The 25502-nt window shown below is 67.8% G+C and carries 29 protein-coding genes and 1 tRNA gene; 16 read left to right on the forward strand and 14 right to left on the reverse strand.

Annotated features, from left to right (window positions below; genetic code table 11):
• Positions 1-96: 96 nt before the first annotated feature.
• From P1Y20_RS03395 to P1Y20_RS03405, 3 genes are all read left to right on the forward strand, one after another.
• Complete coding sequence (locus P1Y20_RS03395; protein ID WP_304447248.1) at positions 97-888, forward strand: HAD-IIA family hydrolase; 792 nt, start codon at positions 97-99, stop codon at positions 886-888.
• A gap of 36 nt (positions 889-924) precedes the next feature.
• Positions 925-1077, forward strand: coding sequence for a hypothetical protein (locus P1Y20_RS03400; RefSeq protein WP_304447249.1), 153 nt, complete (start codon positions 925-927; stop codon positions 1075-1077).
• Between the two features lie 100 nt (positions 1078-1177).
• Positions 1178-1438: an MTH865 family protein gene (locus P1Y20_RS03405; RefSeq protein ID WP_304447250.1), complete on the forward strand. Its 261-nt coding sequence runs from the start codon at positions 1178-1180 to the stop codon at positions 1436-1438.
• A gap of 22 nt (positions 1439-1460) precedes the next feature.
• On the opposite strand, the gene P1Y20_RS03410 is transcribed toward P1Y20_RS03405, so the two are convergent.
• Entirely contained in the window at positions 1461-1940 is a 480-nt protein-coding gene (locus P1Y20_RS03410; RefSeq protein WP_304447251.1) for a metal-dependent hydrolase, read from the reverse strand.
• Between the two features lie 223 nt (positions 1941-2163).
• On the opposite strand from P1Y20_RS03410, the gene P1Y20_RS03415 reads away from it, so the two are divergent.
• From P1Y20_RS03415 to P1Y20_RS03425, 3 genes are all read left to right on the forward strand, one after another.
• The gene (locus P1Y20_RS03415; RefSeq protein WP_304447252.1) at positions 2164-2739 is read left to right on the forward strand and encodes a peroxidase-related enzyme; all 576 of its coding nucleotides are present in this window, start codon (positions 2164-2166) and stop codon (positions 2737-2739) included.
• Between the two features lie 101 nt (positions 2740-2840).
• On the forward strand, positions 2841-3431 hold the full coding sequence (locus P1Y20_RS03420) for an AsnC family transcriptional regulator (protein WP_304447253.1): 591 nt from the start codon (positions 2841-2843) through the stop codon (positions 3429-3431).
• Between the two features lie 614 nt (positions 3432-4045).
• A complete protein-coding gene (locus P1Y20_RS03425) occupies positions 4046-4939 on the forward strand; it encodes a hypothetical protein (protein WP_304447254.1) in 894 nt (297 codons plus the stop codon).
• Between the two features lie 100 nt (positions 4940-5039).
• On the opposite strand, the gene P1Y20_RS03430 is transcribed toward P1Y20_RS03425, so the two are convergent.
• Positions 5040-5177 carry a hypothetical protein gene (locus P1Y20_RS03430; protein WP_304447255.1) on the reverse strand — a complete coding sequence of 46 codons (138 nt, stop codon included), beginning with the start codon at positions 5175-5177 and terminating at the stop codon, positions 5040-5042.
• A 555-nt stretch (positions 5178-5732) separates the two neighbouring features.
• Between P1Y20_RS03430 and P1Y20_RS03435 the strand changes: the two genes are divergently transcribed.
• The 3 genes from P1Y20_RS03435 (at position 5733) to P1Y20_RS03445 (ending at position 8508) form a co-directional block, all read left to right on the forward strand.
• Positions 5733-6134, forward strand: coding sequence for a hypothetical protein (locus tag P1Y20_RS03435; RefSeq protein ID WP_304447256.1), 402 nt, complete (start codon positions 5733-5735; stop codon positions 6132-6134).
• A 555-nt stretch (positions 6135-6689) separates the two neighbouring features.
• Entirely contained in the window at positions 6690-7091 is a 402-nt protein-coding gene (locus tag P1Y20_RS03440; RefSeq protein WP_304447257.1) for a hypothetical protein, read from the forward strand.
• 271 nt (positions 7092-7362) lie between these two features.
• The gene (locus tag P1Y20_RS03445) at positions 7363-8508 is read left to right on the forward strand and encodes an MBL fold metallo-hydrolase (RefSeq protein WP_304447258.1); all 1146 of its coding nucleotides are present in this window, start codon (positions 7363-7365) and stop codon (positions 8506-8508) included.
• A gap of 45 nt (positions 8509-8553) precedes the next feature.
• On the opposite strand, the gene P1Y20_RS03450 is transcribed toward P1Y20_RS03445, so the two are convergent.
• From P1Y20_RS03450 to P1Y20_RS03475, 6 genes are all read right to left on the reverse strand, one after another.
• Positions 8554-8730, reverse strand: coding sequence for a hypothetical protein (locus P1Y20_RS03450; protein WP_304447259.1), 177 nt, complete (start codon positions 8728-8730; stop codon positions 8554-8556).
• A gap of 41 nt (positions 8731-8771) precedes the next feature.
• Positions 8772-9554 (reverse strand): SDR family NAD(P)-dependent oxidoreductase, encoded by a 783-nt coding sequence (locus P1Y20_RS03455; protein WP_304447260.1) that lies wholly within the window; start codon positions 9552-9554, stop codon positions 8772-8774.
• A gap of 57 nt (positions 9555-9611) precedes the next feature.
• Positions 9612-10313 (reverse strand): 7-cyano-7-deazaguanine synthase QueC, encoded by a 702-nt coding sequence (queC, locus tag P1Y20_RS03460; protein WP_304447261.1) that lies wholly within the window; start codon positions 10311-10313, stop codon positions 9612-9614.
• A 50-nt stretch (positions 10314-10363) separates the two neighbouring features.
• Entirely contained in the window at positions 10364-13048 is a 2685-nt protein-coding gene (gene ppc, locus P1Y20_RS03465; protein WP_304447262.1) for a phosphoenolpyruvate carboxylase, read from the reverse strand.
• An 86-nt stretch (positions 13049-13134) separates the two neighbouring features.
• Entirely contained in the window at positions 13135-13911 is a 777-nt protein-coding gene (locus P1Y20_RS03470) for a 7-carboxy-7-deazaguanine synthase QueE (RefSeq protein WP_304447263.1), read from the reverse strand.
• A complete protein-coding gene (locus P1Y20_RS03475; RefSeq protein ID WP_304447264.1) occupies positions 13911-14369 on the reverse strand; it encodes a 6-pyruvoyl trahydropterin synthase family protein in 459 nt (152 codons plus the stop codon). Before P1Y20_RS03475 ends, P1Y20_RS03470 begins: the two co-directional genes overlap by 1 nt.
• 94 nt (positions 14370-14463) lie before the next feature.
• Between P1Y20_RS03475 and P1Y20_RS03480 the strand changes: the two genes are divergently transcribed.
• Positions 14464-16365 carry a DEAD/DEAH box helicase gene (locus P1Y20_RS03480; protein ID WP_304447265.1) on the forward strand — a complete coding sequence of 634 codons (1902 nt, stop codon included), beginning with the start codon at positions 14464-14466 and terminating at the stop codon, positions 16363-16365.
• A gap of 236 nt (positions 16366-16601) precedes the next feature.
• On the opposite strand, the gene P1Y20_RS03485 is transcribed toward P1Y20_RS03480, so the two are convergent.
• A complete protein-coding gene (locus tag P1Y20_RS03485; protein WP_304447266.1) occupies positions 16602-18086 on the reverse strand; it encodes an aldehyde dehydrogenase family protein in 1485 nt (494 codons plus the stop codon).
• Between the two features lie 572 nt (positions 18087-18658).
• Positions 18659-19546, reverse strand: coding sequence for a haloalkane dehalogenase (locus P1Y20_RS03490; RefSeq protein ID WP_304447267.1), 888 nt, complete (start codon positions 19544-19546; stop codon positions 18659-18661).
• A 91-nt stretch (positions 19547-19637) separates the two neighbouring features.
• Between P1Y20_RS03490 and P1Y20_RS03495 the strand changes: the two genes are divergently transcribed.
• The 3 genes from P1Y20_RS03495 to P1Y20_RS03505 all read left to right on the forward strand — a co-directional run bounded on the left by P1Y20_RS03495 (position 19638) and on the right by P1Y20_RS03505 (position 21498).
• Entirely contained in the window at positions 19638-19925 is a 288-nt protein-coding gene (locus tag P1Y20_RS03495) for a ubiquitin-like small modifier protein 1 (RefSeq protein WP_304447268.1), read from the forward strand.
• Positions 19922-20947, forward strand: a complete 1026-nt coding sequence (locus tag P1Y20_RS03500) for an MBL fold metallo-hydrolase (protein WP_304447269.1) — start codon at positions 19922-19924, stop codon at positions 20945-20947. Before P1Y20_RS03495 ends, P1Y20_RS03500 begins: the two co-directional genes overlap by 4 nt.
• Before the next feature lie 239 nt (positions 20948-21186).
• Positions 21187-21498, forward strand: a complete 312-nt coding sequence (locus P1Y20_RS03505) for a HalOD1 output domain-containing protein (RefSeq protein WP_304447270.1) — start codon at positions 21187-21189, stop codon at positions 21496-21498.
• A 13-nt stretch (positions 21499-21511) separates the two neighbouring features.
• Here P1Y20_RS03505 and P1Y20_RS03510 read toward each other — a convergent pair whose 3' ends face one another.
• Positions 21512-21877, reverse strand: a complete 366-nt coding sequence (locus P1Y20_RS03510) for a GNAT family N-acetyltransferase (protein WP_304447271.1) — start codon at positions 21875-21877, stop codon at positions 21512-21514.
• Positions 21878-21961: 84 nt separating this feature from the next.
• On the reverse strand, positions 21962-22210 hold the full coding sequence (locus P1Y20_RS03515; RefSeq protein ID WP_304447272.1) for a HalOD1 output domain-containing protein: 249 nt from the start codon (positions 22208-22210) through the stop codon (positions 21962-21964).
• A gap of 232 nt (positions 22211-22442) precedes the next feature.
• On the opposite strand from P1Y20_RS03515, the gene P1Y20_RS03520 reads away from it, so the two are divergent.
• Complete coding sequence (locus P1Y20_RS03520) at positions 22443-23282, forward strand: ABC transporter permease (protein WP_304447273.1); 840 nt, start codon at positions 22443-22445, stop codon at positions 23280-23282.
• 305 nt (positions 23283-23587) lie between these two features.
• Here P1Y20_RS03520 and P1Y20_RS03525 read toward each other — a convergent pair.
• Positions 23588-23660 (reverse strand) — tRNA-Arg (locus P1Y20_RS03525).
• A 30-nt stretch (positions 23661-23690) separates the two neighbouring features.
• Complete coding sequence (locus P1Y20_RS03530; protein ID WP_304447274.1) at positions 23691-24020, reverse strand: twin-arginine translocase TatA/TatE family subunit; 330 nt, start codon at positions 24018-24020, stop codon at positions 23691-23693.
• A gap of 92 nt (positions 24021-24112) precedes the next feature.
• Here P1Y20_RS03530 and P1Y20_RS03535 point away from each other — a divergent pair, with 92 nt between their 5' ends.
• Entirely contained in the window at positions 24113-24589 is a 477-nt protein-coding gene (locus P1Y20_RS03535) for a redoxin domain-containing protein (protein WP_304447275.1), read from the forward strand.
• Between the two features lie 54 nt (positions 24590-24643).
• The gene (locus tag P1Y20_RS03540) at positions 24644-25456 is read left to right on the forward strand and encodes an HD domain-containing protein (RefSeq protein ID WP_304447276.1); all 813 of its coding nucleotides are present in this window, start codon (positions 24644-24646) and stop codon (positions 25454-25456) included.
• Positions 25457-25502 lie beyond the last annotated feature (46 nt).

The following is a 25502-nucleotide window of genomic DNA, read 5'->3' on the forward strand; positions in this document are numbered from 1 at the left end:
ACGCGGACGGGTCGGGGTCACCGGCCGAACAGGAGGACGGTCCGGCCGGCGACCGTGAGAGAGGGACCTTAAGCCTCCGACGAGCGAGGTGTCGGTATGGACTATCGCGGCGCCCTCGTCGACCTCGACGGGACGGTCTATCGCGGGGGCGAACTCGTCCCCGGCGCGCTCGACGGCCTCGACACCCTGCGCGAGCGCGGTCTCGACGTACTCTTCGTCACGAACAACCCGACGCGCTCGCCGGCGGCGTACGCCGACCGGCTCGCGGCCCTCGGCCTCGACGTCGCACCCGACCGAATCCTCTCGGCGGGGGCAGTGACGGCGACGTACCTCGCCGAGAACCACGCCGAGGACCGGGTGTTCGTCATCGGGAGCGACGGCCTGCGCGCACAGTTCCGCGAGCGCGACCTTCACATGACCGAGGACCCCGAGCGCGCGGACGTGGTCGTCACCTCCCACGACTTCGGGTTCGACTACGACGACCTCACGGCGGGGCTGTGGGCGCTGCGCGAGGCCGAGACGTTCGTCGGCACCGACCCCGACCTCACCTACCCGGACGCCGACGGCCGGGACTTCCCCGGGTCGGGCGCCATCACCCGGGCGGTCGGCGGCGTCGCCCGCCGCGAACCGGACCACGTCTTCGGCAAGCCCTCGCTGGAGACGCTCGACCTCGCGCTCGCGCGCATCGACCACGCCCCGTCCGAGTGTTTCGTCGTCGGTGACCGCCCCGACACCGACGTCGCGTTCGGCGAGCGCGCCGGGATGACCACCGCGCTCGTCCTCTCGGGGAGTACCCGCGAGTCGGACCTCGGAGCCCTCTCGCCGCGCCCCGACTACGTCCTCGACGACCTCTCCGACGTCGAGCAGGTGCTGGATGGTACCGTCTGACATAGGTTTAAGTACTCGGGCGCCCCACCAGCGACTATGAGGAACAGGAACTCGCCGTACCGCTTCGACGCGTTCGAGGACGCGGACCTCGACGAGGCGCCAGAACCGGACCCGACCGCCGTCGACCTCGAGACGGTCATCGTCGAGGGCGCGTCGATGTCCTACCGGAGCTACCGGCGCCAGCGCTGACGGCGGGACCGGACGCCCCCGTTCACGGGATGAACTCCGAACGGTCGACTCAGAGTTCCATACGGTTTTTTGTGTGCGTCATGCCAATGCCCGGTGTCACATGGCAGACAAAGAAGAACTCCGCACGCAGATGAAAGACGCCTTCGGCGGTGCCGACTACCCCATCAACAGCCCGATGGACCTCGTCCCGGCGCTCCCGAACGGCCCCTCGACGAAGTTCGAGTCCGGGGACTTCTCCATGACCGCCATGGAGCTCAACACGAAGCTCGGCGGCGGGAACTTCCCGTACGAGAGCGCCGACGCGTTCGTCGACGACGTGCTCCAGCAACTCGAGGAGCAGGGCCACCTCGACGACAACTGAGCGGTCGGTCCGAGCCATCTTTTCAGACGACGGCGAGCGCCGCGGCCGCCGCCGTCGCCAGCGCACCGAGGGCGAACAGCCCGTAGTTGGCCAGCGTGTCGTCGGCCCGGACGAGCGAGAGCGAGTAGCGACGCCCCGACAGCGGCCAGAGCCACGGGACGCCCATCGGCGTGACGGTGTCGGCGAGGAGGTGGGCACAGACCCCGAAGACGCCGACGAACGCGCCGAAGGTGCCGAGCGTCTCCGGGGGGAGACCGAGCGGTCCCGCCAGCGTACGGCCGGCGGCCCAGAGCGCGAGGCCGACGCCGAACGCGAACGGGAGGGTGTGGGTGACGCCGCGGTGGCGCACCAGCGGCAGGCGGAGGTCGACGTCGGGGAGCGAGGCGAGCGAGAGGACGCCGACGTAGCCCAGAATCGCTAGCGCGGGTGACTCGCCCGCGAGCGCGAGGCCGACGGGGGCGTACACCAGCGCGGAGAACCCGAGGTGGCCGGTCCGGTGCATACCGACCGATGCCCGTCGTCGGCGATGAACGTACTGGTTCTTTATGCGGCGTCGCCCCGTAGTCGGCGGTATGCTCGGGCCACTCGGGGGGCTGGTCGACGCCTTCGGACCGTTCCTCATCCCCGTCGCCATCTTCGTCGCGGGACTGCTGGGATACGCCGTCCTCTTCCTGCTCAACCGGTACACGTAACGACTTTGTGCTCACACCGTGAGGTGTCACGCCATGCCAGCCATGGGGAACTTCCCCGTCCCCGACCTCGGGGACCTGCCGACGGACGTCAGAGAGCGCATCGAGGAGGAGACCGACCGTGCCGGGTTCACGCCGAACGTCTTCAGCGCGTTCGCCTACAAACCCAGTCACTTCCGCGCCTTCTTCGCGTACCACGACGCGCTCGTCGAGGACACCGACCTCGCTCGCGAGGAGATCGAGATGATCGTCGTGACCGTCAGCGGCGTCAACGACTGCCTCTACTGTATCGTCGCCCACGGAGCGCTGTTGCGCATCTACGCCGAGGCGCCGAAACTGGCGGACCAGCTCGCGGCGAACCACCGCTCGGCCGACCTCTCTGCGGCCCACCGCGCGATGCTCGACTTCGCGGTGAAGATGACCGAGGAGCCCGGAACGGTCGAGGAGGCGGACCTCGACCGCCTGCGCGACCACGGCTTCTCCGACGAGGCCATCTGGGACATCGGGAGCGTCACCGCCTACTACAACCTCTCGAACCGGCTGGCGACGATGGCGGACATGCGTCCAAACGACGAGTTCTACGCGATGGCCCGGACGCCCCGCGAGGAGTGAGCGCGTCGACTCGGGTGTCGCGTAATTTTACACGAGCGAGACATTCGTTTCTAAACTCACTTCGCGGTAGGTCTTTCAATCGAAGGCGCCATCCCACCGCTATGGCCGACATCGACGACACCGACCGTACTATCCTTCGGCTCCTGGTCGAGGACGGCCGACGCCCGTACAGCGACATCGCCGAGGAGGTGGGACTGTCGCCGCCGGCGGTCTCCGACCGTATCCAGCGACTGCGCGACTTCGGCATCATCAGGCGCATCACCGCGGACCTCGACCGGTCGCGGTTGCGCGACGGCGTCGCCGTCCTCGTCGAACTCGACGTCACCCAGAACGCGGTCGAGGCGACGCGTGCCTCGCTGACCGGCGCCGAACCGGTCGAACACGTCTTCACCACGGCCGAGGGACGACTGGTGTTCACCGTCCGGGCCCCCGACGGCGACGTCAGGGGGTTCCTCGAGGACACCGTCCCCTTCGACGCCGTCGGCGACATCGACGTCCGCCTGCTGACCTCTCAGTCGTGGTCGCCGGGGGTCGGCGCGGCGGAGTTCGCGCCGTCGTGCGCCGAGTGCGACAACACCGTCACCAGCGAGGGCGTCACGGAGACTCTCGGCGGGGAGACGTACCACTTCTGCTGTTCGTCGTGTGCCGACCGCTTCGAGTCGCGCTACGAGTCGCTCGAACAGGGCGCCTGACGGGCCGTGTAGGGAGACACATCTGGACCTGCCCGTCGAGTCACCTCACTCCTTCACGCCGACCGAACCCCCCGGGCAGTCGTCGAATCGGCAGTGTCCTGACAAGCGCTCGAATAGTCCGGCGTAAATAGTGGTGTAATTATATTTTACGCCGACTAGTTTGCCTCTCGACGAAACAGTGGTCACGACCCCGTGAAATCACGTCGGAGAGCGTCCGCCGAACCTGTCGGTCTCGCGTCTCGACTGAGCGCGTTACGGCGACCGATTCCGCTCCCTTACTTCCCGTTTCCCGAGGGGCGAACGAGTCCAAGCGGGAGGGCTTCCTCACGGGACCGTCACCCCGTCGAACACGACGTGTGGTAATATATTCGTCAGTTCGGTATTGTTCCCCCGTCTGAGGCGACAGCACCGCTCGGTCGGATCATCGGCCGAATTACGGGGGTATACGGATTCTATATCCCACGTCTGGTCGGTGAATAACAAATAGATGATAAGTGGTTGCTGACGGTGTCGACGTCGTTAGCGTCGATGGAACCACAATGTTTGGAAGTACATCCCGAAAACTACTGGCGGTACTCGTCGTCGTCTCCCTCGCGTTGACGGGCGCGGCGGGTATGGTCACGGCTGACGACAACGAGCAAGAACAGACGCAAGAACGGTATCAGGACTCCAGCACGTCTCTCTTCGGCTGGTTCAACTCGCAGAGCGCGGACCAACAGGGTGACCAGGCGCAGGCCGCCGGTCAGCTCGGCGAGGACAACGAGCAGGAACAGGACCAGGAGGCGGAACAGAAACAGTACGCCACCCTGTACGGCATCTTCAACGACCAGGAGCAGGACCAGGAGAGCGACCAGTCGCAGTGGGCCGCTCAGGTCGGTGAGGACAACGAACAGGAGCAAGAGCAGGACAGCGAACAGGACCAGTACGCGTACCAGGAAGGCATCTTCAACGAGCAGGAGCAGGACCAGGAGAACGAGCAGGACCAGTACGCGGAGCAGTACGGCGAGGACAACGAGCAGGAGCAGGAACAGGAGAACGAACAGGACCAGGACGCCGAGCAGGACGGCGAGGATAACGAACAGGAGCAAGAGCAGGAGAACGAACAGGACCAGGAGGCCTACCAGTACAACGACGATAACGAGCAGGAGCAGGAACAGGAGAACGAGCAAGAGCAAGACGCTGAGCAGGACGGCGAGGACAACGAACAGGAGCAGGAACAGGAAAACGAACAGGACCAGGAAGCGTACCAGTCCGCCGACGATAGCGAACAGGAGCAGGAACAGGAAAACGAACAGGAGCAGGACGCTGAGCAGGACGGCGAGGACAACGAGCAGGACCAGGAGCAGGACGCTGAGCAGGACCAGGAAGCCACGCAGTACGGTGACGACAACGAGCAGGAGCAGGACCAGGAGAGCGAGCAGGAGCAGGACGCCACCCAGTCCGGTTCCAACAACCAGCAGTCGCAGTCCCAGAGCGGCAGTCAGAGCCAGACCTCGGTCCAGCTCTGAACGCCCGCGCGACCGACTTCCTTTTTCGGCCGATGTGTCCCGAGCCGTCGCTACCGCTCGGCGGTCGAGCTATCGTAGAACGTGCGTAGTGTCGCGTGCGTCACTCCTCGTTCATCGGCGAGACGGCGTCGAGCGCGCGGCGGATCTCCTCGCCGTCGGAGAGGGCGCGAATCGCTCGGCGCATCTCGGCGAAGTCGGGCATCCGATGTCGCGTCGGGGGCGAGGGTGTCGGGACCATACGCGGCGCTACTCGCGGTTCCGTTATGGTTGTTTCGGCGAACTATAATGAAAGATAATGCAGGGGTACCACACGATATCGAAAAATCCGAAACCAGGTGAACGCAACCGTGACAGCCGATTGCTATCTGTCCGAGTAAGGACCCTCGCTCGTTCGTTCGGTTCGAATTACCTCCGGGCGGTTTCTGGAGTTGTCGTGACGCGGTGAGTGACCGGAGGGCCGGAGTTCTCCGAGGGGGAAGTGGTCATGGATACGACGCACTGGTCGCCGTCAGCGGGTTTAGTCGTGAACACAGGGCGGGTATCGTTTCCAACGGTCCGCAATCCCGGGAGGACTCCCGGCCCGACCGGTCGCGGTCGAACAGTACGCGTCGCGGGACCACCCTCACGCGGTACATCTCACTCCGACCTCAGGAACGTCCATGGGCGCGGAACCGAGAAATCCACCGAAGATGGAGTCTCTATATCTCCATTAACATGTGTCAGTGAATAACGAATACGGGCGGCGTGTTTGACCCTGACGTCGACGTCAGCGGGGCGTCGACAGAGAGCTACCATGATTGGAAAGAAAACCAGACTGCTGCTCGTCTTCGTGTCCGTCGTTGCACTCGCCCTCGCGGGTGCGGCGGGCTCGGCTGCGGCCAGCTCCAGCGACCAGTACCAGTATCAGGACAACGACCAGAAGGACAAGGCCAAACAGAGCGGTGCCTTCAACGCGCAGTACCAGTGGCAGGATAACGACCAGAAGCAGAAGGCCAAGCAGAGCGGCGCCTTCAACTACCAGGACCAGTACCAAGACAACGACCAGAAGCAGAAGGCCAAGCAGAGCGGCGCCTTCAACTACCAGGACCAGTACCAGGACAACGACCAGAAGCAGAGCGCCCAGCAGAGCGGCGCGTTCAACACCCAGTCCCAGAGTCAGAGCAGCAGCCAGTCGCAGTCCGCGACCCAGAGCTGAACTCACTGACCTGAACACCCACGCAGCCCTTTATTTCGGCCTCCTCACGTCACCATCGAGCCCGTCACGCTCGCATGGACCGACTCATGACGTTCGACAGGCGCACTAATGGCAGCCAGTTGTCAATACTTCGTGTAGTGAGTCTCCTTCGTTCGTTCGGTCCGAATTATCTCCGATAGAGTTCTGGAGACGTCGTGAAACGGTAACTAGCCGCTTCTCTGGACTCCTCCGGTGGGGGGTGGTCAGGGTGGTCGGCGGTTCGGTCTCTGTGAACCAAATTAGTCGGATTCGAGCCGTCACGTTCATTATCAACCGTCTGCAACCCGGAGAGGACTGCTGACGGAACGAGTCGAAAAACCGTCATACAATTCTGCAAGGATAACTCGCGCGCGGACGTTTCAATCTACCAGCAGAACGTCCATTACTCATCGAAGCGGTAATTCGACCAACCAGTGAGTCTCTGTCCAGTGGTTAAAAAATGTCAGTGAGTAACAAATACGAAGGGCGTGGACGGCCCTAATGTCGACGTCAATGAGGTGTCGGCAGAGAGCTACCATGATTGGAAAGAAAACCAGACTGCTGCTCGTCTTCGTGTCCGTCGTCACGCTCGCCCTCGCGGGCGCGGCGGGCTCGGTCGCGGCCAGCGACAACTATCAGAACCAGGACCAGTGGAACGACCAGAAGGAGAAGGCCTACCAGAGCGGCTTCGCGAACTACCAGGACCAGTGGCAGGATAACGACCAGAAGCAGAAGGCCAAACAGAGTGGCTTCTTCAACTACCAGAACCAGTACCAAGACAACGACCAGAAGCAGAAGGCCTACCAGAGCGGCGCGTTCAACACCCAGTACCAGTACCAGGACAACGACCAGAAGCAGAAGGCCAAGCAGAGCGGCGCCTTCAACACCCAGTCCCAGGGTCAGAGCAGCAGCCAGTCGCAGTCCGCAGTCCAGTTCTGAACTGACTGAACCACCATCGACACTCGTTTTTTGTCGTCTCTGGTCGCTACGCGACGCTCTGCGCGTCCGTCCCGAAAAAGGGTCGGAGTCCTCGGTCGGCGGCAACGGACCGGCGGTAATCGATTTCAGTGCCGGGCGACCGGAGAGACTCCGCGAGCCACTCGGCGTGGTCGGGCTACGGCTGCGCGGTCACGAGGTTGCCGTCGTGGACGACGCCATCGTGAATACCTCCGGCCGCGGTCGCTATGTGACTCCGTGTCGAAGGTCACCTATGGCACCGGAACTCCCGCCGGAGGAACTCGCCGCCCTGCTCGACGCCGACGCCGAGTTCGTCCTCGTCGACACGCGAACGGAGGAGAGCTACGAGGCGTGGCACGTCCGGGGCGCGTACAACTACCCCTACAAGCCCGACGAGCCGCTCTCGGAGGACCCCCTCGATGCCCTCGGCGTCGGCGACGTCAAGCGCGTCGTCACCGTCTGTGCGAAGGGTGTCTCCTCGGGTGCGCTCGCAGACGCGCTGCTCGACAGGGGATACGTCGCGGCGAACGTCGCCGACGGGATGCGCGGGTGGAGTCGCGTCTACGAGGCGGTCCCCGTCGCGCGCACCGCGCGGGCCGAGGTGGTGCAGGTCCAGCGGCGAGCGAAGGGCTGTCTGAGCTACGTGGTCGGCTGTCCCGAGACGAGCGAGGCTGTGGTCGTCGACGCCTCGCGCCACGGAGACGTCTACCGCGAAACGCTCTCCCGACTAGGCTACGAGGCAGTGGGCGTCCTCGACACGCACGTCCACGCCGACCACGTCAGCGGCGGCCGTGCGCTGGCGACAGCCCTCGACGTCCCCTACTACCTCCCCGAGTGCGCCCGCGAGCGCGGCGTGGCGGTGGAGTACGAGGCGCTCTCGCGCAACGAGGTGCTCCCGGTCGGCGACCTCGACGTGAAGGCGCTCTCGACGCCCGGACACACGACGGAGATGACGAGCTACCTCGTCGACGGGACGGCCGTCCTCACCGGCGACAGCCTGTTCGTCGAGTCGGTCGGTCGGACGGAACTGGAGTTCGACGAGGGCGAGGCGGCGGCCGACGGTGCCCGGATGCAGTATCGCTCGCTCCACGAGACGCTCGTCGCCCAACCGGACGACGTCCTCGTCTGTCCGGCACACGTCGGCGTCGCGGCCGACGGGACGTGGGCCGCCTCGCACCCCGGGTGGCCCGTCCGCGCGCGCGTCGGCGACCTCCGGACCGGACTGGACCTGCTCGGCCTCGACGAGGAGCGGTTCGTCGCAGAGTTGGAGGAGCGCCTGCCGGAGAAACCACCGAACTACGAGCGCGTCATCGCCGTTAACCGGGGGCGCGAGTCGATCCCGGCAGAACCGGAGGCGACGGACCTCGAACTCGGTCCCAACCAGTGTTCGGCGGGGTGACCCGGCGCGGCCGCTAGCGGGGAAGAATCGGCAGGAAGGAGGCGGTCACTCCGCCTCGAAGAGGTCGAGGTCCTCCTCGGTGTCGAGGTCGAGGTCGAGGTCGGGTTCGGGTTCGACCTCGGTCGAGTCGGCGAGGGCGACTTCGCGGTCGTACAAGCGTTCGATGAGCTGCTGGTGCTTGTCACGGCCCTTCCGCTCGCGGCCACGCTTGGTGTCTGCCATACGTTACCATACCACTTCATCACCTATGAACCTTTCCACCATCAGAACACTTGCCACCCCCCGTCGACGTGGAGGAGTTCGCCGGTGACGTAGCCGGCGTCCTCGCTCGCGAGGTAGAGGACGGCCGGCGCGACGTCCGCCGGGAACCCCGCCCGCCCGAGGGGGACGGGTTTGATGAACCCACCCTCGTCGGCGGCCGACTGCGCCTCCTCGGTCCACCCCTCGGTGAACTCCGTCGCTATCTGACCCGGTGCGACGGCGTTCACCCGGATGCCCTCCTCGGCGAGTTCGAGCGCCGACCCGCGGGTTATCATCCGGACCGCGCCCTTCGTCGCGTCGTACTGCACCTGTCCCTTCTGGGCGAGGTTCGAACTGATGGAGGCGGTGTTGACGATAGTTCCCGGTTCGCCGCGGTCGAGCATGTCGTTCGCGGCGGCCTGCGTGCCGAAGTAGACGCCCCGGGCGTTGACCGCGAAGATGTGGTCGAACTGCTCGGGCGTGAGGTCCGTCAGGGGGGCCTCGATGTGTAACCCCGCGTTGTTGACCATCACGTCGACGCCGCCGTACTCGCGGGCCGCCTCGACGACCGATTTCACTTGTTGGGGGTCGGAGACGTCCGTCTCCGCGAACGCGGCCGTCCCGCCCCGCTCCCGGAGGAGTTCGTGCGTCGGCACGTCGGCACCCTTCGGTTCCTCGCGCACGTCGGCGACGACGACCGCCGCGCCAGCCTCGCCGAACGAGAGCGCGACCTGTCGCCCGATACCGGAACTCCCGCCCGTGACGACCACCGTCTCGTCTGTGAAGTCGAAGTGGGTGCGTCCCATGCGTGGAGTACGCGAGCGCGACGCACGTAGTTGTGTGCCCCGGCAGGCGCGTCAGGGTTACGAGTGGTCGGGACGCTCGGCGTACGCGATGGGGTCGCGCGCGCCGGCCGCGCGGAACGCCTCCAGGCGGAACGCACAGGAGTCGCAGGTGCCGCAGGCGGGTGCCTCGTCGCGGTAACACGACCAGGTGTGCTCGAAGGGGACGTCGAGGTCGAGGCCGCGTTCGGCGATGTGGGTCTTCGACCACTCGGCGAACGGCGCCTCGATGGTTATCTCCGTCTCGGGGCGCGTCCCGACGTCGACGACGCGCTCGAACGCCTCGAAGAAGGCGGGGCGGCAGTCGGGGTACCCCGAGAAGTCCTCGGAGTGTGCGCCGATGAACACCGCCTCGGCCGCCTGTGCCTCGGCGTAGGAGACGGCCATCGAGAGCAGGTTCGCGTTGCGGAAGGGGACGTAGGTGTCGGGTATCTCCTCGCTCTCGGTGTCGGCGTCGCCGACGGCCATCCCCTCGTCGGTCAGCGAGGAGCCGCCGATGCGCGAGAGGTGGTCGGTCTCGATGTGCAGGAAGTCGGCCGCGTCGCACTCCTCGGCCAGTCGACTCGCACACTCGTACTCCTTCGTCTCGGTGCGCTGACCGTAGGATGTGTGCAGGAAGAGGGGGTCATAGCCGCGTTCGCGCGCCTCCCAGACCGCGGTGGCGCTGTCCATGCCGCCGGAGACGAGGACGACGGCCCGCGGCGCGTCGGATGAGTCGCTCACGTCACCCCATCCGTCGCTTCCGGGCTTATCGCTTCGGATGCGAGGGTCCGCTATCCGGTGTTCTTCATCCCCGCGGCGATGCCCTGGACGGTGAGCCGGAGGGTGCGCTCGCCGACCGGCGTCCGGTCGGACCGCGAGAGCAGCGCCACCTGCAGGAAGTTCAGCGGGTCGACGTGTGGGTTGCGCGCCCGGAGGCTCTCGCGGAGCCACTGCCTGCTGAGGACGTCCTCGCGCTCGGTGACGGCGAGGACGAGGTCGACGGCCCGCTCGTACTCGCGTTCGAGGGTCGGGAAGAACCGCTCGCGGCTCTCCTCGTCGGCGAGGCGGGCGTACTCGGCGGCTATCTCCATGTCGGTGCGGGCGAGCGCGAGCGCCGCGTTGTCGAGCATCGTCCGGAAGAACGGCCACTCGGCGTACAGTTCGCGGAGGCTCTCGAGGTCCCCCTCTCCATCGAGGTAGGCGTCGAGCCCCGTCGCCAGCCCGTACCATCCGGGAAGGATACACCGGGACTGGGTCCACGAGAACACCCACGGGATGGCCCGGAGGTCCTCGACGGTCCGCTCGCCGCTCCGGGAGGCCGGGCGCGACCCGAGGTTCAGCCGTTCGATGACGGCGATGGGCGTCACGTGCTCGTAGTAGCGGACGAACCCCTCGGTCTCGAGCAGGTCGCGGTAGGCCGTCCGGGCCGCCCCGGCCATCGTCTCCATCGCCTCGCCCCAGCGCTCGGGGACGGACTCGACGCCGCGTTCGAGAGCCCGCTTTCGCGCGCGCAACTGCGCGTTCAGCATCTGTTCGAGTTCCCGTTCCGCGATGTGTGGGTTGCCGTACTTCTCGGCGATGGCCTCGCCCTGCTCGGTGAAGCGCACCCGTCCCGTCACCGTCTCGGCGGGCAGCGCGAGCAACGCCTCGTTCATCGGGCCGCCCCCACGGGAGATGGAACCGCCGCGGCCGTGAAACAGCCGGAGCGACACGTCGAACTCGTTCGCGATGTCCGCGAGCCGGCGCTGGTTGCGGTAGAGGTCCCAGTTGGCCGCGAGAAAGCCGTTCTCCTTGTTGGAGTCCGAGTAGCCGAGCATCACCTCCTGGTCGTTGCCGCGGGCGGCCAGCGCCGCCGCGTACGCCTCGTTCTCGAACAGCGTCCCCATGAGGTCCCGGGCGCCGGAGAGCGCCGACTCGGTCTCGAGCAAGGGAACGACGTCGATCGGGCAGTAGTCGGGGAGTTCGACCGCGCCGGCCTGGTCGGCGAGGAACAGCACCTCGAGGACGTGGCTCGCCTCCTCCGTCATGCTGATGCAGTAGGCGTCGACGGCCTCGGGGCCGTACTCCGCGTGCCAGTCGGCGAGTCGGGCGAACCGCTCGAAGACGCGCGTCGTCGCCTCGTCGCAGTCCTCGGTGTCCGTCAGGTCGACGACCGGCGTCTCCTGGAGGACGGCGTCGGTCAGCACCTCGACCCGTTCCGCCTCGTCGAGTTCGTCGTACGCCACGCCGACGCGCGAGAACGCCTCCGTGACCGCGGTCGTGTGGTTCGCCCGGTGGTCGCGGAGGTCGAGGCTCGCGAGGCGCAGGCCGAACGTCTCGACCCGCCGTCGGACGGGGTCGAGGTGCGTGCGCGCGACCAGTTCGCCGCCGTTGTCCGCGAGGCTCTCGCGGAGCGTGGCGAGGTCCGCTTCGAGCGCCTCGCCCGACTCGTAACCCCCGGGACGGACGTCGTTCACGCGCGCGAGGCGCTCGCGCATCAGCCGGAGCTTCTGGCGGTAGGGCTCGTCGGGGTAGCGCTCCGTCGCCGTCGCGGCGATGCCGGGGAAACGCTCGCGGTCGAGCGCGAGCGAGCGCTCGAAGTCGCGGTCGACGCCGAAGCGCCGCCCGTCCTGGCTCAGTTCGCCCGAGAGCGCCTTCAGTTCCTCGCGGTAGCGCTCGACGGCCACCTCGCGCTGGCGTTCGAGCACCTCGTCGGTCGTCTCCGGCGTGACGTAGGGGTTGCCGTCGCTGTCGCCGCCGGCCCACGACCGGAAGGCGACCAGTTGCGGCACCTCGACGGCACCGAGTTCGGCCGACAGCGCGCGCTCGGCCTCGTCGTACACCTCGGCGACGGCGTCGAGGAGGACGTGTTCGAGGTAGAACAGCACGTTCCGCGCCTCGTCGGCCGGCGTCGGCCGCCGGTCGCGCACCTGGGCGGTCTGCCAGAGGCTCGTGACCGCGGCGTGGAGCGAGCGGTGGACGCGCTGGCGCTCGCCCGTCGTCAGGTTGCACTCGTCGAGGCGTTCGAGGTGGCGCGCGACGTCCCAGAGCTTCGCCTTCACCGTCTTCCGGCGCGCCTCCGTCGGGTGGGCGGTGAACGTCGGTTCGATGAACACGTCCTCCAGTATCCCGGGGACGAGGTCGGGCGTCTCCGCGAGGTCTTCGGCGGCGGCCTCGAGACCGTCCGACAGCGTCCCCTCGTCCTCGCCGGTGCGAATCGCCCGGACGCGCTGGCGCTCCTCGGCGAGGTTCACCAGTTCGAAGTAGGTGGTGAACGCCCGGGCGACCGCGTTCGCCGTCCCCGCGTCCGCCGTCGAGAGCCGGTCGCGTAGCGCGTCGCGCGAGTCGGTCCGCCCCCGTCGGTAGTCGAGGGCGCTCTCGCGGACCGCCTCGACCGCCGCGAACGCCTCCTCTGGCTCCTGCGTCCGGATGACGTCGTCGAGGAGCGTGGTGAGGTCCTCGACGTCCTCGTCAGCGCCCCTATTGTGCGTGACCATCTCTATCACGACAGGCGGCGCGACGGCGTAAAAGCGTGCGGGGTGAGTGACGCGTCGGCGGGTGACGGCCGGACGACGACTCGCCGTCAGGTCCCCGGTGCGTCGTCCCAGAGGTCGACGTGCAGTCGCGGCGTGTAGCGATAGCCGTACTCGGTCGCGAGGTCGGCCACCAGGTGGCGGCGCTCCGCGAGCGCCTCCCGCGTCGTCCCCTCGGGCATGAGCAGGACGTCCGCGTCCGGGACGGCGACGCTCGCGTGCTCGCGGACCGCCTCGACGAGGTCGGTCGCCTCCTCGACGTCCTCGCGCCCGGTGACGACGAACTTCACCTGCGTCTCGTAGGTCTCGACCAGGCGGACGAGCGCGTCGAGGTCGATTCGTTTCTCGTCGTGTCGGTCGGTCCAGACACCGGGGTCGGTCCCCTCCGGAGCGTTCGCCGCGGTGGGCGTACTGGAGGCGAGTTTCGGGCTGACGCTCGCCAGGTCGACGGGTGCCTCGCGGTAGATGGTCCCGTTGGTCTCGACCGTCGTGTGGTAGCCCGCCGCCGACAGCCGTTCCAGCAACTCGACGCTCGACTCGTGGAGGAGGGGTTCGCCGCCGGTGAGCACGACGTGCTGCGCCCGGTCGTGGCGTTCGACCTCCCCGACCACGTCGTCGACGGTCATCCAGGCGTGGGTCGGCTCCCAGGAGGTGTGATAGGAGTCACAGAACCAGCACCGGAGGTTGCACCCGCTCGTCCGGACGAAGACGCTCGGGACGCCCGCGAGTTTCCCCTCCCCCTGCAGCGAGTAGAACAGTTCGTTGACCGGGAGGTCGCCCTCGTCGGCCGACTCGCGGAGGGTCGTCCGGTCGGCGTTGACCGGCATCAGTCTCCGGTGCTGAGTTCGCCCGTCTCGGCGACGGAGACGGACACCGCGCTGACGGTCTCGGGCAGCGCGTCGCGCAGTCGCGACTCCAGGACGACGGCCATCACCTCGGCGGTCGGCGGATGGTCGAGGACGACGAGCGCGTCGCCGTCGCCGGCGGCCTCGAACGCCTCGACCAGCGGGTCGCCCCGCTCGACGAGGAAGCGGTGGTCCCACTCGTCGACGACGCTCGTGACGTCGCCCTTGTCCACCACCCACCCCTCCTCGGTGAGTTCGCCGCGGACCGTCACGCTCACCTCGTAGTTGTGGCCGTGCGGACGCGAGCACTTCCCGTCGTGGTGCAGGAGGCGGTGGCCCGCGCTGATGCGGATGGGCCGGTCGCGTCCGACGTGGAGGGTCCGCTCGCCGGCGGCGGCGAGCGCGTCGCGGGTCTGCTCTTCGAGGACTCCTCTACTCATACTCGAGTATTATCGAACGCGTACATAACCTCCACGGCTCGGCCCGGTGGACGAGGACGCAACCGGTTTCACGCCCCCGTCCCTACCTCGGGTAGTGTCAGAACAGTCCGAGTCCGACGACGCGGGACTGAGCGCGGCGCGATTCCACGAGGTCGTCCAGGAACTCGGCCGGCCGGTGCTCTCGGCGAGCGACGCGGCGCGTATCCTCGGCGTCTCGCAGGCGACGGCGAGCGACCTGCTCGACACGCTCGCGGACGCCGGCCGCATCGAGCGCGTCGACGTCTCCGGCGACCCCGTCGTCTGGTACCCGAGCGACCTCCAGTCGTTCGCCGACCGCGAACACGTCATCGCCTTCCCCGACCGCCGGGAACTCGTCGTCGAACACCCCGAGCAGTTCACGCGCGCGCAACTCGCGCAGTTCGCCCACCTCGTCGACTCCACGCGCGACGGTGCCTACATCTACCGCATCCGTGAGGAGGACATCTGGCAGGCCCCCTACGACCACCTCGACGGCCTTCTCCGGACCATGCGCTCGGTCCTCCCGGAACGCTCGCCACACCTGGAGGAGTGGGTCGAGCGCCAGTGGACCCGCGCGCGGCGCTTCGCGCTCGTGACCCACCCCGACGGCTACACCCTCCTCTCGGCGTCGAGTCCGGACCTGATGGGCAACGTCGCTCGCCAGAAACTGGAGGCCGGCGAGCACCTCCGGGCGGACGTCTCGGACACCGAGAGCTGGGTCAACGACGACGCCGTCGGCGAGGTGAAGCGGGTCCTCTACGAGGCGGGCTACCCCGTCCAGGACCAGCGCGACCTGGAGACGGGCGACCCGCTGGACGTCGACCTCACCCTCGACCTCCGCGAGTACCAGGCCCACTGGGTCGAGCGCTTCGAGGAGTCGGGGTCGGGCGTGTTCGTCGGCCCGCCCGGCAGCGGCAAGACCGTCGCCGCGATGGGGGCGATGGCGAGCGTCGGCGGCGAGACGCTCGTGCTCGTTCCGAGCCGCGACCTCGCCGAGCAGTGGCACGCGAGTCTCCTCGAACACACGACGCTCACCGACGAGCAGATCGGCGAGTACCACGGCGGTACGAAGGAGATACGACCCGTCACCATCGCCACCTACCAGACCGCCGGGATGGACCGCCACCGCATGCTGTTCGACGAGCGACGCTGGGGACTCATCGTCTACGACGAGGTCCACCACGTCCCGGCCGCCGTCTACCGCCGGTCGGCCGACTTGCAGGCGAAACACCGACTGGGGCTGTCCGCGACACCCACCCGCGAGGACGACCGCGAGAAGGAGATATTCACCCTCATCGGCCCGCCCATCGGCACCGACTGGAGCGCGCTGTTCGAGGCGGGGTTCGTCGCCGAACCCGAAGTCGAGATCCGGTACGTGCCGTGGGGCGACGACCTCTCGCGCAACGAGTACGCGAGCGCCGAGGGCCACGAGCGCCGGCAGGTCGCGGCGATGAACCCCGCGAAGGTCGACGCCGTCCGCGCCCTGCTCGACGCTCACCCCGACCAGAAGACGCTCGTGTTCGTCGAGTACCTGGAGCAGGGTCGCATCCTCGCTGAAGCCCTCGACGCGCCCTTCATCTCCGGGGAGATGCGCCACGGCGAGCGGGGCGTCCACTTCCGGGCGTTCCGCGACGGCGAGCGCGAGACGCTCGTCATCTCGCGGGTCGGCGACGAGGGTATCGACCTGCCGAACGCGGAGGTGGCCATCGTCGCCTCCGGACTGGGCGGGTCGCGCAGGCAGGGCGCCCAGCGCGCCGGCCGCACGATGCGCCCGACCGGGAGCGCGCGCATGTACGTCCTCGCCACACGCGGGACGACCGAGGAGGACTACGCCCGCCGCCAGTTGCGCCACCTCGCGAGCAAGGGCGTGCGCGTGACGGAAGGGGACGCACCGGGGTTCGAGGAGGGGAGCGAGGGAGAGGAGAGTGGGAACGACGACGCCGATTTCGACGACAGGGACGACCTCGACGCCGCCTGACTGCTGGACACCAGTTTCGCGCGAGGGGCGGTGTGTCCGACACTCACGTCGGGAGTCGCTATCTCATTCCCCGCTACCAGTCGCACTCGCCCGGTGAAGTCCAGACACGTCCCCGGTACCGTACCGCGAGTGAGCCGCGAAGCGGCTCACGAGCGGCTTTTTTGGTCCAGGCTTTTGACGGGGGTTGAGCGAGCGCGACTCCGTCGCGCTCGCGATGCCCCCGTCAAGAAGGTAGTTTAGAACGGATAGTCGCGCTCGTCGCGCTGGACGGACACCCACTTCGTCCGGGTGAGTTCCTCCATGATGTACTCGCCGTTGAACCGCCCGATACCGGAGGCCTTCACGCCGCCGAAGGGGACGTGCGGCTCGTCGTTCACCGGCTGGTCGTTGATGTGGACCATCCCGGCGTCGATGCGGTCGGCGACGCGTTCGGCGCGCTCGCGGTCCGTCGAGTGGACCGAGGCGGCCAGCCCGTACTCGGTGTCGTTGGCGAGTTCGACCGCCTCCTCGTCGTCGGCGACGGGGACGACGGGGGCGACGGGGCCGAAGTGCTCGTTGCAGGCGGCGCTCATGTCGTTGGTGGCGCCGGAGAGGACGGTTGGCTCGACGAACCGTCCCTCCGCCTCGCCGCCGGTTTCGAGCGTCGCGCCCTGCTCGACGGTCTCCTCGACGTACGCCAGTATCTGGTCGCGCTGGTCGTCGTCGATGATGGGGCCGACGACCGTGTCGGGGTCGTGGGGGTCGCCGACGGGGAGGGAGGCGGCGCGTTCGGTGAGCTTCTCGACGTACTCGTCGTAGACGGACTCGTGGACGAGGTGTCGGTTGATGGAGATGCATATCTGGCCCTGGTGGAGGAAGCTACCGAACACCGCAGAGTCGACGGCGGCGTCCACGTCGGCGTCGGAGAGGACGACGTGCGGGTTGTTCCCGCCGAGTTCCATCGCGGGGTACGCGAGGTGGTCGACGGCCTGCTTCGCGACGCCCTTCCCGACGCCGGTCGACCCGGTGAAGGCGACGACGGACGCCTCGGGGTGTCCCGCCATCCGGTCACCGATGTCGGAGCCGTGACCGGGGACGACGTTCAGCAGGCCCTCGGGGAGGCCGGCGGCCTCGAAGAGCCGTGCGAGGAGCAGGCCACCGGTGATGGGCGTCGTGGAGGCGGGCTTGAGGACGACGCCGTTCCCGAGCGCGAGCGCGGGGGCGACGGCGCGCATCGAGAGGTGGAAGGGGAAGTTCCACGGCGAGATGACGCCGACCACGCCGACGGGTTCGCGCTTGGCGAGGTTCTCCTTGCCCGGCGTGAGTGACTCCTTCACCTCGCCGCCGACGCGGGTGGGGAAGGAGACGGCCTCGCGCATCATCCCGAGGGCGGTGTCGAGTTCCGCGTTCGCCTTCACGACCGTGCTTCCGGATTCGGTTCCGAGCAGGTCGACGAGCGTCTCGCGGTGCTCCTCGACCACCTCGACGGCGCGCTCGACGACGGCGGCGCGCTCCTGGGGCGGACGCGCGGCCCACTCGCGGCCCGCCTCGGCGGCCGTCTCGTAGGCCGCGTCCACGTCCTCAACGGTGCCGGCGGGGACCGTCGTGAACACCTCCTCGGTGGCCGGGTCGTCGACCTCGAGCGCGTCGCGGTCGCCGCGTTCGCGCTCCCCGTCGAGGTAGAGGACGTCCCAGTCGGCTTCTGCGCTGAATCGGTCGGCGTCGACTGTGGTTTGCGCCATACACCTGCTAGGTGCGTGTCCCGCTTCAGTACCAGAGAAGCCGAGGCGGTTGCCGCAAGTCGTTCGTACGGAGTGTTCCGTGGCGAAACCGGCTACAGGTCGCCCGCGGCGGCCAGCGTCGGACCTCCCCGGTGCGCTCGCGGGGAGCCGTGCGCTCGTCGTCCCCGTCCCCGTGATACGGTCACTCGTCTCGGTTCCCGAACGTCGGGGCGCCCTCCAGTCATAGCTCGCTTACGAGAGTGTCTGGCAAAACGGTTGACGGCGAGCACCGAGCGGTCGAATCGGTTAGGTGATACCCACCCGTGGCCATGAGTTGGGGAATGTGTCTGGCGAGCACTTATCGATAAACGTTAGCATTACACAACCGTTATACAGCGCGGCCGTCAAGGAAGTACTGCACCTGTCGACGCGTTTCGCATCCCCACTCCGATAGGTGCCGCGTGTTCGCGGGCCGTTCGTCCGAACGGTGGGGAGTCACCGGCCCGACTCGACTCCCCGAGGCGCTCTTCTGGAGTAGACGACTCCAGCGGTTCGCGAGGCCGTGTCCACCTGTGGCGAGTTCGTCGCCGGCGTCACGTCCGGTCGACGAACGCCACGATTTCCTCGGCTAGCTCCTCGCCTGCGTCCTCCTGCAGGAAGTGCATCGCCCCCTCGACCCACGTGTCCGGCTGGTCGCTCGCCGTCGGGATGAGGTCGCGCAACGGGTCGCGGTTCCCCCGCGTGATGGGGTCCGAGTCGGCGAAGAGCACGAACGCCGGTTTCTCCCACTCGGCGAGTCGCGACGCCGCCGCGCGGGTCGTCTCCGCCCCGTCGCCACCACCCTTCCTGGGGACCATGTCGGGCCACGCGCGGGCGCCCGCCTTCGCCGCCTCCGTGTGGAACGGCGCCTCGTACGCCGCGAGCACCTCCTCGGAGAGGTCGGTCGCCGTCGCGTTCTGGACGAGCATACCGACGGGGAGTTCCTCGACCCGTTCGACGAACGACCGGAACGCCTCCCACTCCTCGGGCATCTCCTGGCGGCCGCTCGGGACGCCGGTGTTCATGGCGACGAGGCGAGCGAACCGCTCGGGGTGGTTCACGGCGACGGGGAGACCGAGGATGCCGCCCCAGTCCTGACAGACGAGGGTGACGTCGTGCAGGTCGAGCGCCTCGACGAACTCGACGAGCGTCCGGTAGTGGAGGTCGTACGTGTAGGCGTCGCGGTCGGTGAACTTCTCCGACCGTCCGAACCCGACGAAGTCGGGCGCGACGACGCGCCCTCGTTCCGCGAGCGTCGGTATCATCTTCCGGTAGAGGAACGACCAGGTCGGTTCGCCGTGCAGGCAGAGGAACGTCTCCTCGCCCGACCCCTCGTCGACGTAGGCCATCCGCAGGTCGTCGCCGACGGTGACGAACGAGGGGTCGTAGGGGAACTCGGGGAGGTCGTCGAAGCGCTCTTCGGGCGTGGTGACGCGCGCCATGGGTCGAGGGCACACCACGCCCGCGGATAGCGCTTGGGGTCGGCGGGGCGACGGAGATATACTTATACGCTCGCCCCGGTCAGAAACGTCCATGCGCGTACAGTTCGAGTTCTACGGGACGCTCCGCGACGCCGTCGGGGAGCGCCAGTTCGCCCGCGAGGTCCCCGACGACGCCACCGTGACCGCGGCGCTGCGCGCGGTCGCCACCGACCACGAGTCGCTCGCCCCGCTCGTCTTCGACGGCGAGGGGCGCCTCCGACCGCACGTGAACGTCCTCGTCAACGGCGAGAGCGTTCGCGCGCGCGCCGGAGGGGCGACGCCGCTCGCTGCCGACGACACGGTCGGTGCGGCCCCGGCGGTCGCGGGGGGATGCGCGTGAGGGCCATCAGCCTCGGCAACACGGCCTTCGAGGGGCTGAACAACGCCTACCTGCTGGAGGGGGAGGTGACCACGCTCCTCGACACCGGCGTCTCGACCGACGAGACCCGCGAGCAACTGCGCGCGGGGCTCGCCGACCACGGCCTCGGGTTCGAGGATATCGAACAGGTGCTCCTCACGCACTTCCACGCCGACCACGCCGGTCTCGCCGGCGAGATACAGGAGGCGGGCGGCGCCGTCGTCCGCGTGCACGAGGCGGACCGGCCGCTGGTCGAGCAGGACCCCGACGCCGAGGAAGCGCTCGCGGCGCGCCAGCAGTCGCTACTGGACGAGTGGGGGATGCCGGCCGACGCTCAGGCGGAACTACTCGACTTCCTCGGGAACCAGCACGACATCTCCGGTCGCCCCGCAACCGTCGAGACGGTCGAACCGGGCGACATCGTCCTCGCCGGCGACCGAGAACTGGAGGTGGTCTACCTGCCGGGACACACCGACGGCCTCTGCGGCTACGCCTTCGAGAGCGACTACCGCTCGTTCGCCGGCGCGAGCGGCGACGAACTGTTCAGCGGGGACGCCCTGCTCCCGTACTACACCCCGAACGTCGGCGGCGCGGACGTCCGCGTCGAGCGGCCGCTGGAACGCTACCTCGGCACGCTCTCGACGCTCGTCGAGCGCGACTACGCCCGCGCGTGGCCCGGCCACCGCGGTCCCATCGTGGACGTCGCCGGGCGCGCGGCCGACATCGTCGTCCACCACCGCGAGCGGACCGACCGCGTCCTCGACGTCCTCGACGCCCACGGCCCCGCGGACGCCTGGACCGTGAGCGCCCACCTCTTCGGCGACCTCCGGTACATCCACATCCTCCACGGGCCGGGCGAGGCGTACGCCCACCTCGGGCACCTCGAGGCGGCGGGCGTCGTCGACCGGAACGGGCGAGAGTACGAGGTCGTCGACCGCGACGCCGACCTCGACGCCCTCTTCCCCGCGATTCCGGACGGTCTCGCCCGTCCCGGACCCATCTGAGCGACCCACGGCGGTCGGGGGAATCGCCGGCACTCGCGCCAGCGGAGGTACTCTTCCCCCGGGTACCGGTCGACGAACACCCCACACGCGACACCGACGAAAACTGTCATCCCGGTGTTCGGAGTTGAAATCGAACGCCGAAAAGGGCTTCTCGGTCCCCCTACGCGGTATACGCGGGATTTATTCACGAGATGAAGAACGAACCATAACTTGATATAGTTCGGGACTATATTGAAACCATGGCTGTCAGAACGATGGAACAAATCGGTGGGACAGATGGGACGAACGCGGTCGCCGGGCAGGCTACGGTGGACTGGGAGTCGGCCGACCCGATCGTCGACGCGCTCGTCGACGCGCTCGTGGAGGCGACGGACTCGGACCCCGCCGAACTCGACCCGCTGTTCGAGTACGTCGACCCGGACGCGCTCACCGCGCTGTTCGCCCCGCAGTCGGGGGTCCAACTGCCGGCGGTCACGGCGGTTCGCTTCGCGTACGGCGACTACGCCGTCGTCGTGCAGCAGGACGGCGACGTCGTCGTCCGGGAGCAGTAAGCGACGCTCGCGCTCACTCGACGGTGAGCGCCATCCCGTACTGGTTCTCGCGGAGTCGTTCGAACCCGAACCGCTCGTAGTACCCCTCGACGTCGGCGACGAGGCTCACGTACGCGGTCGAGGGTGCGTTCGAGCGCAGGTAAGCGAGCAGGTCCGCGACGACTCGCGACCCGAGTCCCTTCCCCTGGTGGGCCGGGTCGACGGCGATATCCACTACCTGATAGAAGCACCCGTCGTCGCCGACCAGCCGACCCATCGCGACGAGGTCGCCGTCCGCGCGGACCGTCACCGCGTGGACGCTGTTCGGGAGGCCGCGCTCGGCGGCCGCGACGGTGCGCGCGCCGAGACCGGCGCGCTCGCGGAGGGCGACGTACGCCATCGCAGTCGGTGGCTCCTGACGAAAATCGTAGTTCACGGTCGTCCCGTGAGAGGCGGACGGACGGCTTGTGCGTTCCCGTCGGCCTCAGTGGGTCTGTCCCTGGGGCGGCGCCACCATCTCCGCCGTCGGGGGGACGGTGGCGATGGCCTCCCCGTCCTCGACGTGAACCTCACAGCCGGCGTACCTGAACGACACCGATAGCCCCGCCTCGACCACGCTGTCGAGGGCGTCCGGGTCGACGACCTCGTACAGGGGGGGCAGTTCCATGGGCGTGCAGTCCTTCGCGTCAACGACCGCTGAGACCACGCTTTCCGTCGGCGTCGTGCGATTCATGATTCCCGGTGAGGATTATTACACCAAAAGTCTTTCGAGCGTTAAACTCTTTAATGAAGAATGAAAACTGGTGTATCCACCCGCGAGCGACCGTCGACCGGGTGAGGGGCGTGTGCGGGGACGGACGGTCCGCCGCGGTGACAGACTCGACGCCGCCGACGCGTTCCGGTCGCCGCTCGTCGAGCCCTGCCGTCCAACAACGTTATCCCACTTATGGACGACTCGTCGACACATGTCCCTCGCTGCAGTCATCAGGAAAGACGTACGGGACGCCGCGCGCTCGGGGTCGCTGCTCGCCGTCACCCTCCTGTTCGTCCTCGTCGCCGGCTTCTGGGCGGCCATCCAGCACGTCCCGCCGATGTACGGGGAGAGCGACGTCCCGACGAGCACGCTGGCGCTGTTGAACAGCATGGGCCAGCCGATGGCCTTCTTCGTCCCGCTGCTCGGACTGGGCATCGCCTACGACTCCATCGTCGGTGAGCGCGACAGCGGGAGCATCAGGCTCGCCCTCAGCCTGCCGAACACGCGCCGCGAGGTCGTCCTCGGGAAGTTCATCGGTCGAAGCGCCGTCCTGACCGCCGCCATCCTCACGGGCTACGCGGTCGTCGCCGTCATCGCGCTGTTGACCTACGAGTCGTTCGCGGTCGGCGAGTTCGTCCTCTACACGCTCCTGACGGTCCTCTACGGTGCGGTCTACGTCGCCATCGGCATCGGGTTCTCGTCGGTGATGCGCTCCCAGCCGGCCGCGCTCGCCGGCGCGACGGGCCTCTACGTCCTCTTTCAACTCGGATGGGACGTCGTGACGGCCGTCCTGCAGACGGTCACCGTCGGGTACGTCCCCCCCGAATCCGGGGTCCCTGGGTGGGTCCTCCTCGTTCACCTGCTCAACCCTACGGCCGCCATCGGCTACGCGACGCGGACGATCATCCCCGAGTTCGCCGAGATAACGGCCTACCCCGTGTCGGACGCGGCCTACGTCCAGGGGTGGGTCGGGTTCCTCGTCCTCGCGGCCTGGCTGGTCCTGTCGCTCGGGTTCGGCTACCGTCGGTTCCGGCGAACCGAGATACGGTAGGCCGGCGACGCCGAATCCGACCGAGGACCGTTCGCTGTTCGTCCCAGTCGCCACTCGGACAGAACGTCGGTCGCTCCCTGATTCGAGTCATTCCCCTCTTCACGGCTCGCTATCGTTCGCCGGAGGGCGGGCGTGACGGGAGTGAGCGAACGCGAAGCGTTCGCGAACGTCGCCACGCGCGCGAGCCGAGCGAAGCGAGGCGAGCGGCCGTGGCGGGATTCGAACCCCGGTCGCTCACTGCGTTCGCTCCCTGATTCGAATCCCTAGTGCCGTGGCTCTCGCTCACGTCCGTTCGCGAGAAGCCACGGGCGTGGCGGGATTCGAACCCGCGATCGAGAGGTTAGGAACCTCTCGCCCTGTCCACTAGGCCACACGCCCCAAGAGAAACTCCCCGCGGGAGAGGAAAAATCAGTTCTGCTTCTCGGTTTCGGTCTCGGTCGCCGGCTCCGAGTCCGCCTGCGTCGCGGTCGCGGTGTCGTCGGTCGTGGTCGCGGTCGTCGCCGCGTCGTCGTCGGTGGCGTCGGCCGTCGCGTCGGCGTTGCCGCCCTCGCGCATCTGCTGCAGCTCCTGCTCGACCTCCTCGCGGCCCTTCTGGAACTCGCCCATCGCCTGCCCGCTCGACTTCGCGAGCTGCGGGAGCTTGTTCGCCCCGAACAGCAGCACGACGATGAGCAGGATGACGACGAGTTCTATCCCGCCGGGGATTCCCGGAAACAGCGGTACTACGGTGGTTGCCATGTCTACCGTCCTTTGCAAACTGCAGATTATAGGCCTTTTGCTCGTGTCGAAGGTCGGTTCTTATGTACGAGACGTCCCTACCGAGGGACGAAATGGTCGAGGTAGGCGACACGGCACCCGACTTCACCGCACCGCTCGCGACCGGCGAGGACGTCGAATCGTTCACCCTCTCGGAGGCGCTCGAGGACGGCCCGGTCGTCCTCGCGTTCTTTCCGGGGGCGTTCACCAGCGTCTGCTCGCACGAACTGGCGTCGTTCCGCGACCGGCTCTCGGCGTTCGAGGACGCCGGCGTGGCGCTCTACGGCGTCAGCGTCGACTCGCCGTTCGCGCTCAACGCCTTCCACGACGAACTGGACCTCAACTTCCCGCTCATCAGCGACGCCAACGACGAACTCGTCGACCTGTACGACGTCTCGATGGACTTCGCCGACCTGGGCGTCTACGGCGTCGCCAAGCGCGCCGTCTTCGTCGTGAACGAGGACGGCGAAGTCACGTACGCGTGGGTGAGCGACGACCCCGGCGTCGAACCGGAATACGACGAGGTCGAGGACGCCGCGGCCACCGCCTGAGTCCGGACTGCTGGGAGGCAAAGTCCTTTTCTCGCGGCCGACTAGTCACCGTGTATGAGCACCGGCACCGCAGGTAACGGCGGGCGCACGTACGACCCGACCGCGGACCACGCGTTCCCCGACGACCGACTGAACGCCGTTCTCGACTTCGTCGACGACGACGAGGAGATACAGGCGTACCTCGAGGCGCAGAACGTCAACGCCGTCGACCGGAAGGGGTACAACGACCACGGGCGCAAGCACATCGGTATCGTCCGCAACCGGGCGCTGTGCCTCTACGACCTGCTGAAGGCCGGTGACGTCGAGTTCAACGGCGCGAGCCAGCAGGGCCTCGACGAGGCGGACGAGGCGGTCATCGTCGCCCTCGCCGCCCAGCTCCACGACATCGGTCACGTCGTCCACCGCGACGACCACGCCTACTACTCCATCCCCCTCGCGGCCGACGTCCTCGACCGCGTCCTCCCCGAGTTCTACGGCGTCGCGGACGCCGTGCGGGTGAAAGGCGAGGTGCTCCACGCCATCCTCTGTCACCACACCGCCGAACAGCCCCTCACCCGCGAGGCGGGCGTCGTCCGGGTCGCCGACGCGCTGGACATGGAGCGCGGGCGCTCGCGCATCCCCTACGAGAAGGGCGGACGCGGCATCAACACCCTCTCCAGTCAGGCCATCCAGGCGGTGAACCTCCGCGAGGGCGACGAGTCGCCCGTCCTCGTCGAAATCGAGATGACCGACGCCGCCGGCGTCTACCAGGTCGACGAACTCCTCAAGTCGAAACTCCACGACTCGCTCATCGACGACGACGTCCGCATCGTCGCCATCAACGTCCACGAGGGGGAACACCAACTGGTCGAACGCCTCGAACTCTGAGGTCGGCCCACGCTCGACGACGTCCCCTGCGCATTCGCGGTTCGGC

Source organism: Halomarina ordinaria, from assembly GCF_030553305.1.
Taxonomy (GTDB): Archaea; Halobacteriota; Halobacteria; order Halobacteriales; family Haloarculaceae; genus Halomarina; species Halomarina ordinaria.

Excerpts from the sequence above, each read along its gene's own strand:
- P1Y20_RS03395 (WP_304447248.1), top strand. The coding sequence starts at position 97 with ATGGACTATCGCGGCGCCCTCGTCGACCTCGACGGGACGGTCTATCGC.
- P1Y20_RS03400 (WP_304447249.1), top strand. The coding sequence starts at position 925 with ATGAGGAACAGGAACTCGCCGTACCGCTTCGACGCGTTCGAGGACGCG.
- P1Y20_RS03405 (WP_304447250.1), top strand. The coding sequence starts at position 1,178 with ATGGCAGACAAAGAAGAACTCCGCACGCAGATGAAAGACGCCTTCGGC.
- P1Y20_RS03410 (WP_304447251.1), bottom strand. The coding sequence starts at position 1,940 with ATGCACCGGACCGGCCACCTCGGGTTCTCCGCGCTGGTGTACGCCCCC.
- P1Y20_RS03415 (WP_304447252.1), top strand. The coding sequence starts at position 2,164 with ATGCCAGCCATGGGGAACTTCCCCGTCCCCGACCTCGGGGACCTGCCG.
- P1Y20_RS03420 (WP_304447253.1), top strand. The coding sequence starts at position 2,841 with ATGGCCGACATCGACGACACCGACCGTACTATCCTTCGGCTCCTGGTC.
- P1Y20_RS03425 (WP_304447254.1), top strand. The coding sequence starts at position 4,046 with ATGGTCACGGCTGACGACAACGAGCAAGAACAGACGCAAGAACGGTAT.
- P1Y20_RS03430 (WP_304447255.1), bottom strand. The coding sequence starts at position 5,177 with ATGGTCCCGACACCCTCGCCCCCGACGCGACATCGGATGCCCGACTTC.
- P1Y20_RS03435 (WP_304447256.1), top strand. The coding sequence starts at position 5,733 with ATGATTGGAAAGAAAACCAGACTGCTGCTCGTCTTCGTGTCCGTCGTT.
- P1Y20_RS03440 (WP_304447257.1), top strand. The coding sequence starts at position 6,690 with ATGATTGGAAAGAAAACCAGACTGCTGCTCGTCTTCGTGTCCGTCGTC.
- P1Y20_RS03445 (WP_304447258.1), top strand. The coding sequence starts at position 7,363 with ATGGCACCGGAACTCCCGCCGGAGGAACTCGCCGCCCTGCTCGACGCC.
- P1Y20_RS03450 (WP_304447259.1), bottom strand. The coding sequence starts at position 8,730 with ATGGCAGACACCAAGCGTGGCCGCGAGCGGAAGGGCCGTGACAAGCAC.
- P1Y20_RS03455 (WP_304447260.1), bottom strand. The coding sequence starts at position 9,554 with ATGGGACGCACCCACTTCGACTTCACAGACGAGACGGTGGTCGTCACG.
- ppc (WP_304447262.1), bottom strand. The coding sequence starts at position 13,048 with ATGGTCACGCACAATAGGGGCGCTGACGAGGACGTCGAGGACCTCACC.
- P1Y20_RS03470 (WP_304447263.1), bottom strand. The coding sequence starts at position 13,911 with ATGCCGGTCAACGCCGACCGGACGACCCTCCGCGAGTCGGCCGACGAG.
- P1Y20_RS03475 (WP_304447264.1), bottom strand. The coding sequence starts at position 14,369 with ATGAGTAGAGGAGTCCTCGAAGAGCAGACCCGCGACGCGCTCGCCGCC.
- P1Y20_RS03485 (WP_304447266.1), bottom strand. The coding sequence starts at position 18,086 with ATGGCGCAAACCACAGTCGACGCCGACCGATTCAGCGCAGAAGCCGAC.
- P1Y20_RS03490 (WP_304447267.1), bottom strand. The coding sequence starts at position 19,546 with ATGGCGCGCGTCACCACGCCCGAAGAGCGCTTCGACGACCTCCCCGAG.
- P1Y20_RS03495 (WP_304447268.1), top strand. The coding sequence starts at position 19,638 with ATGCGCGTACAGTTCGAGTTCTACGGGACGCTCCGCGACGCCGTCGGG.
- P1Y20_RS03505 (WP_304447270.1), top strand. The coding sequence starts at position 21,187 with ATGGCTGTCAGAACGATGGAACAAATCGGTGGGACAGATGGGACGAAC.
- P1Y20_RS03510 (WP_304447271.1), bottom strand. The coding sequence starts at position 21,877 with ATGGCGTACGTCGCCCTCCGCGAGCGCGCCGGTCTCGGCGCGCGCACC.
- P1Y20_RS03515 (WP_304447272.1), bottom strand. The coding sequence starts at position 22,210 with ATGAATCGCACGACGCCGACGGAAAGCGTGGTCTCAGCGGTCGTTGAC.
- P1Y20_RS03520 (WP_304447273.1), top strand. The coding sequence starts at position 22,443 with ATGTCCCTCGCTGCAGTCATCAGGAAAGACGTACGGGACGCCGCGCGC.
- P1Y20_RS03530 (WP_304447274.1), bottom strand. The coding sequence starts at position 24,020 with ATGGCAACCACCGTAGTACCGCTGTTTCCGGGAATCCCCGGCGGGATA.
- P1Y20_RS03535 (WP_304447275.1), top strand. The coding sequence starts at position 24,113 with ATGGTCGAGGTAGGCGACACGGCACCCGACTTCACCGCACCGCTCGCG.
- P1Y20_RS03540 (WP_304447276.1), top strand. The coding sequence starts at position 24,644 with ATGAGCACCGGCACCGCAGGTAACGGCGGGCGCACGTACGACCCGACC.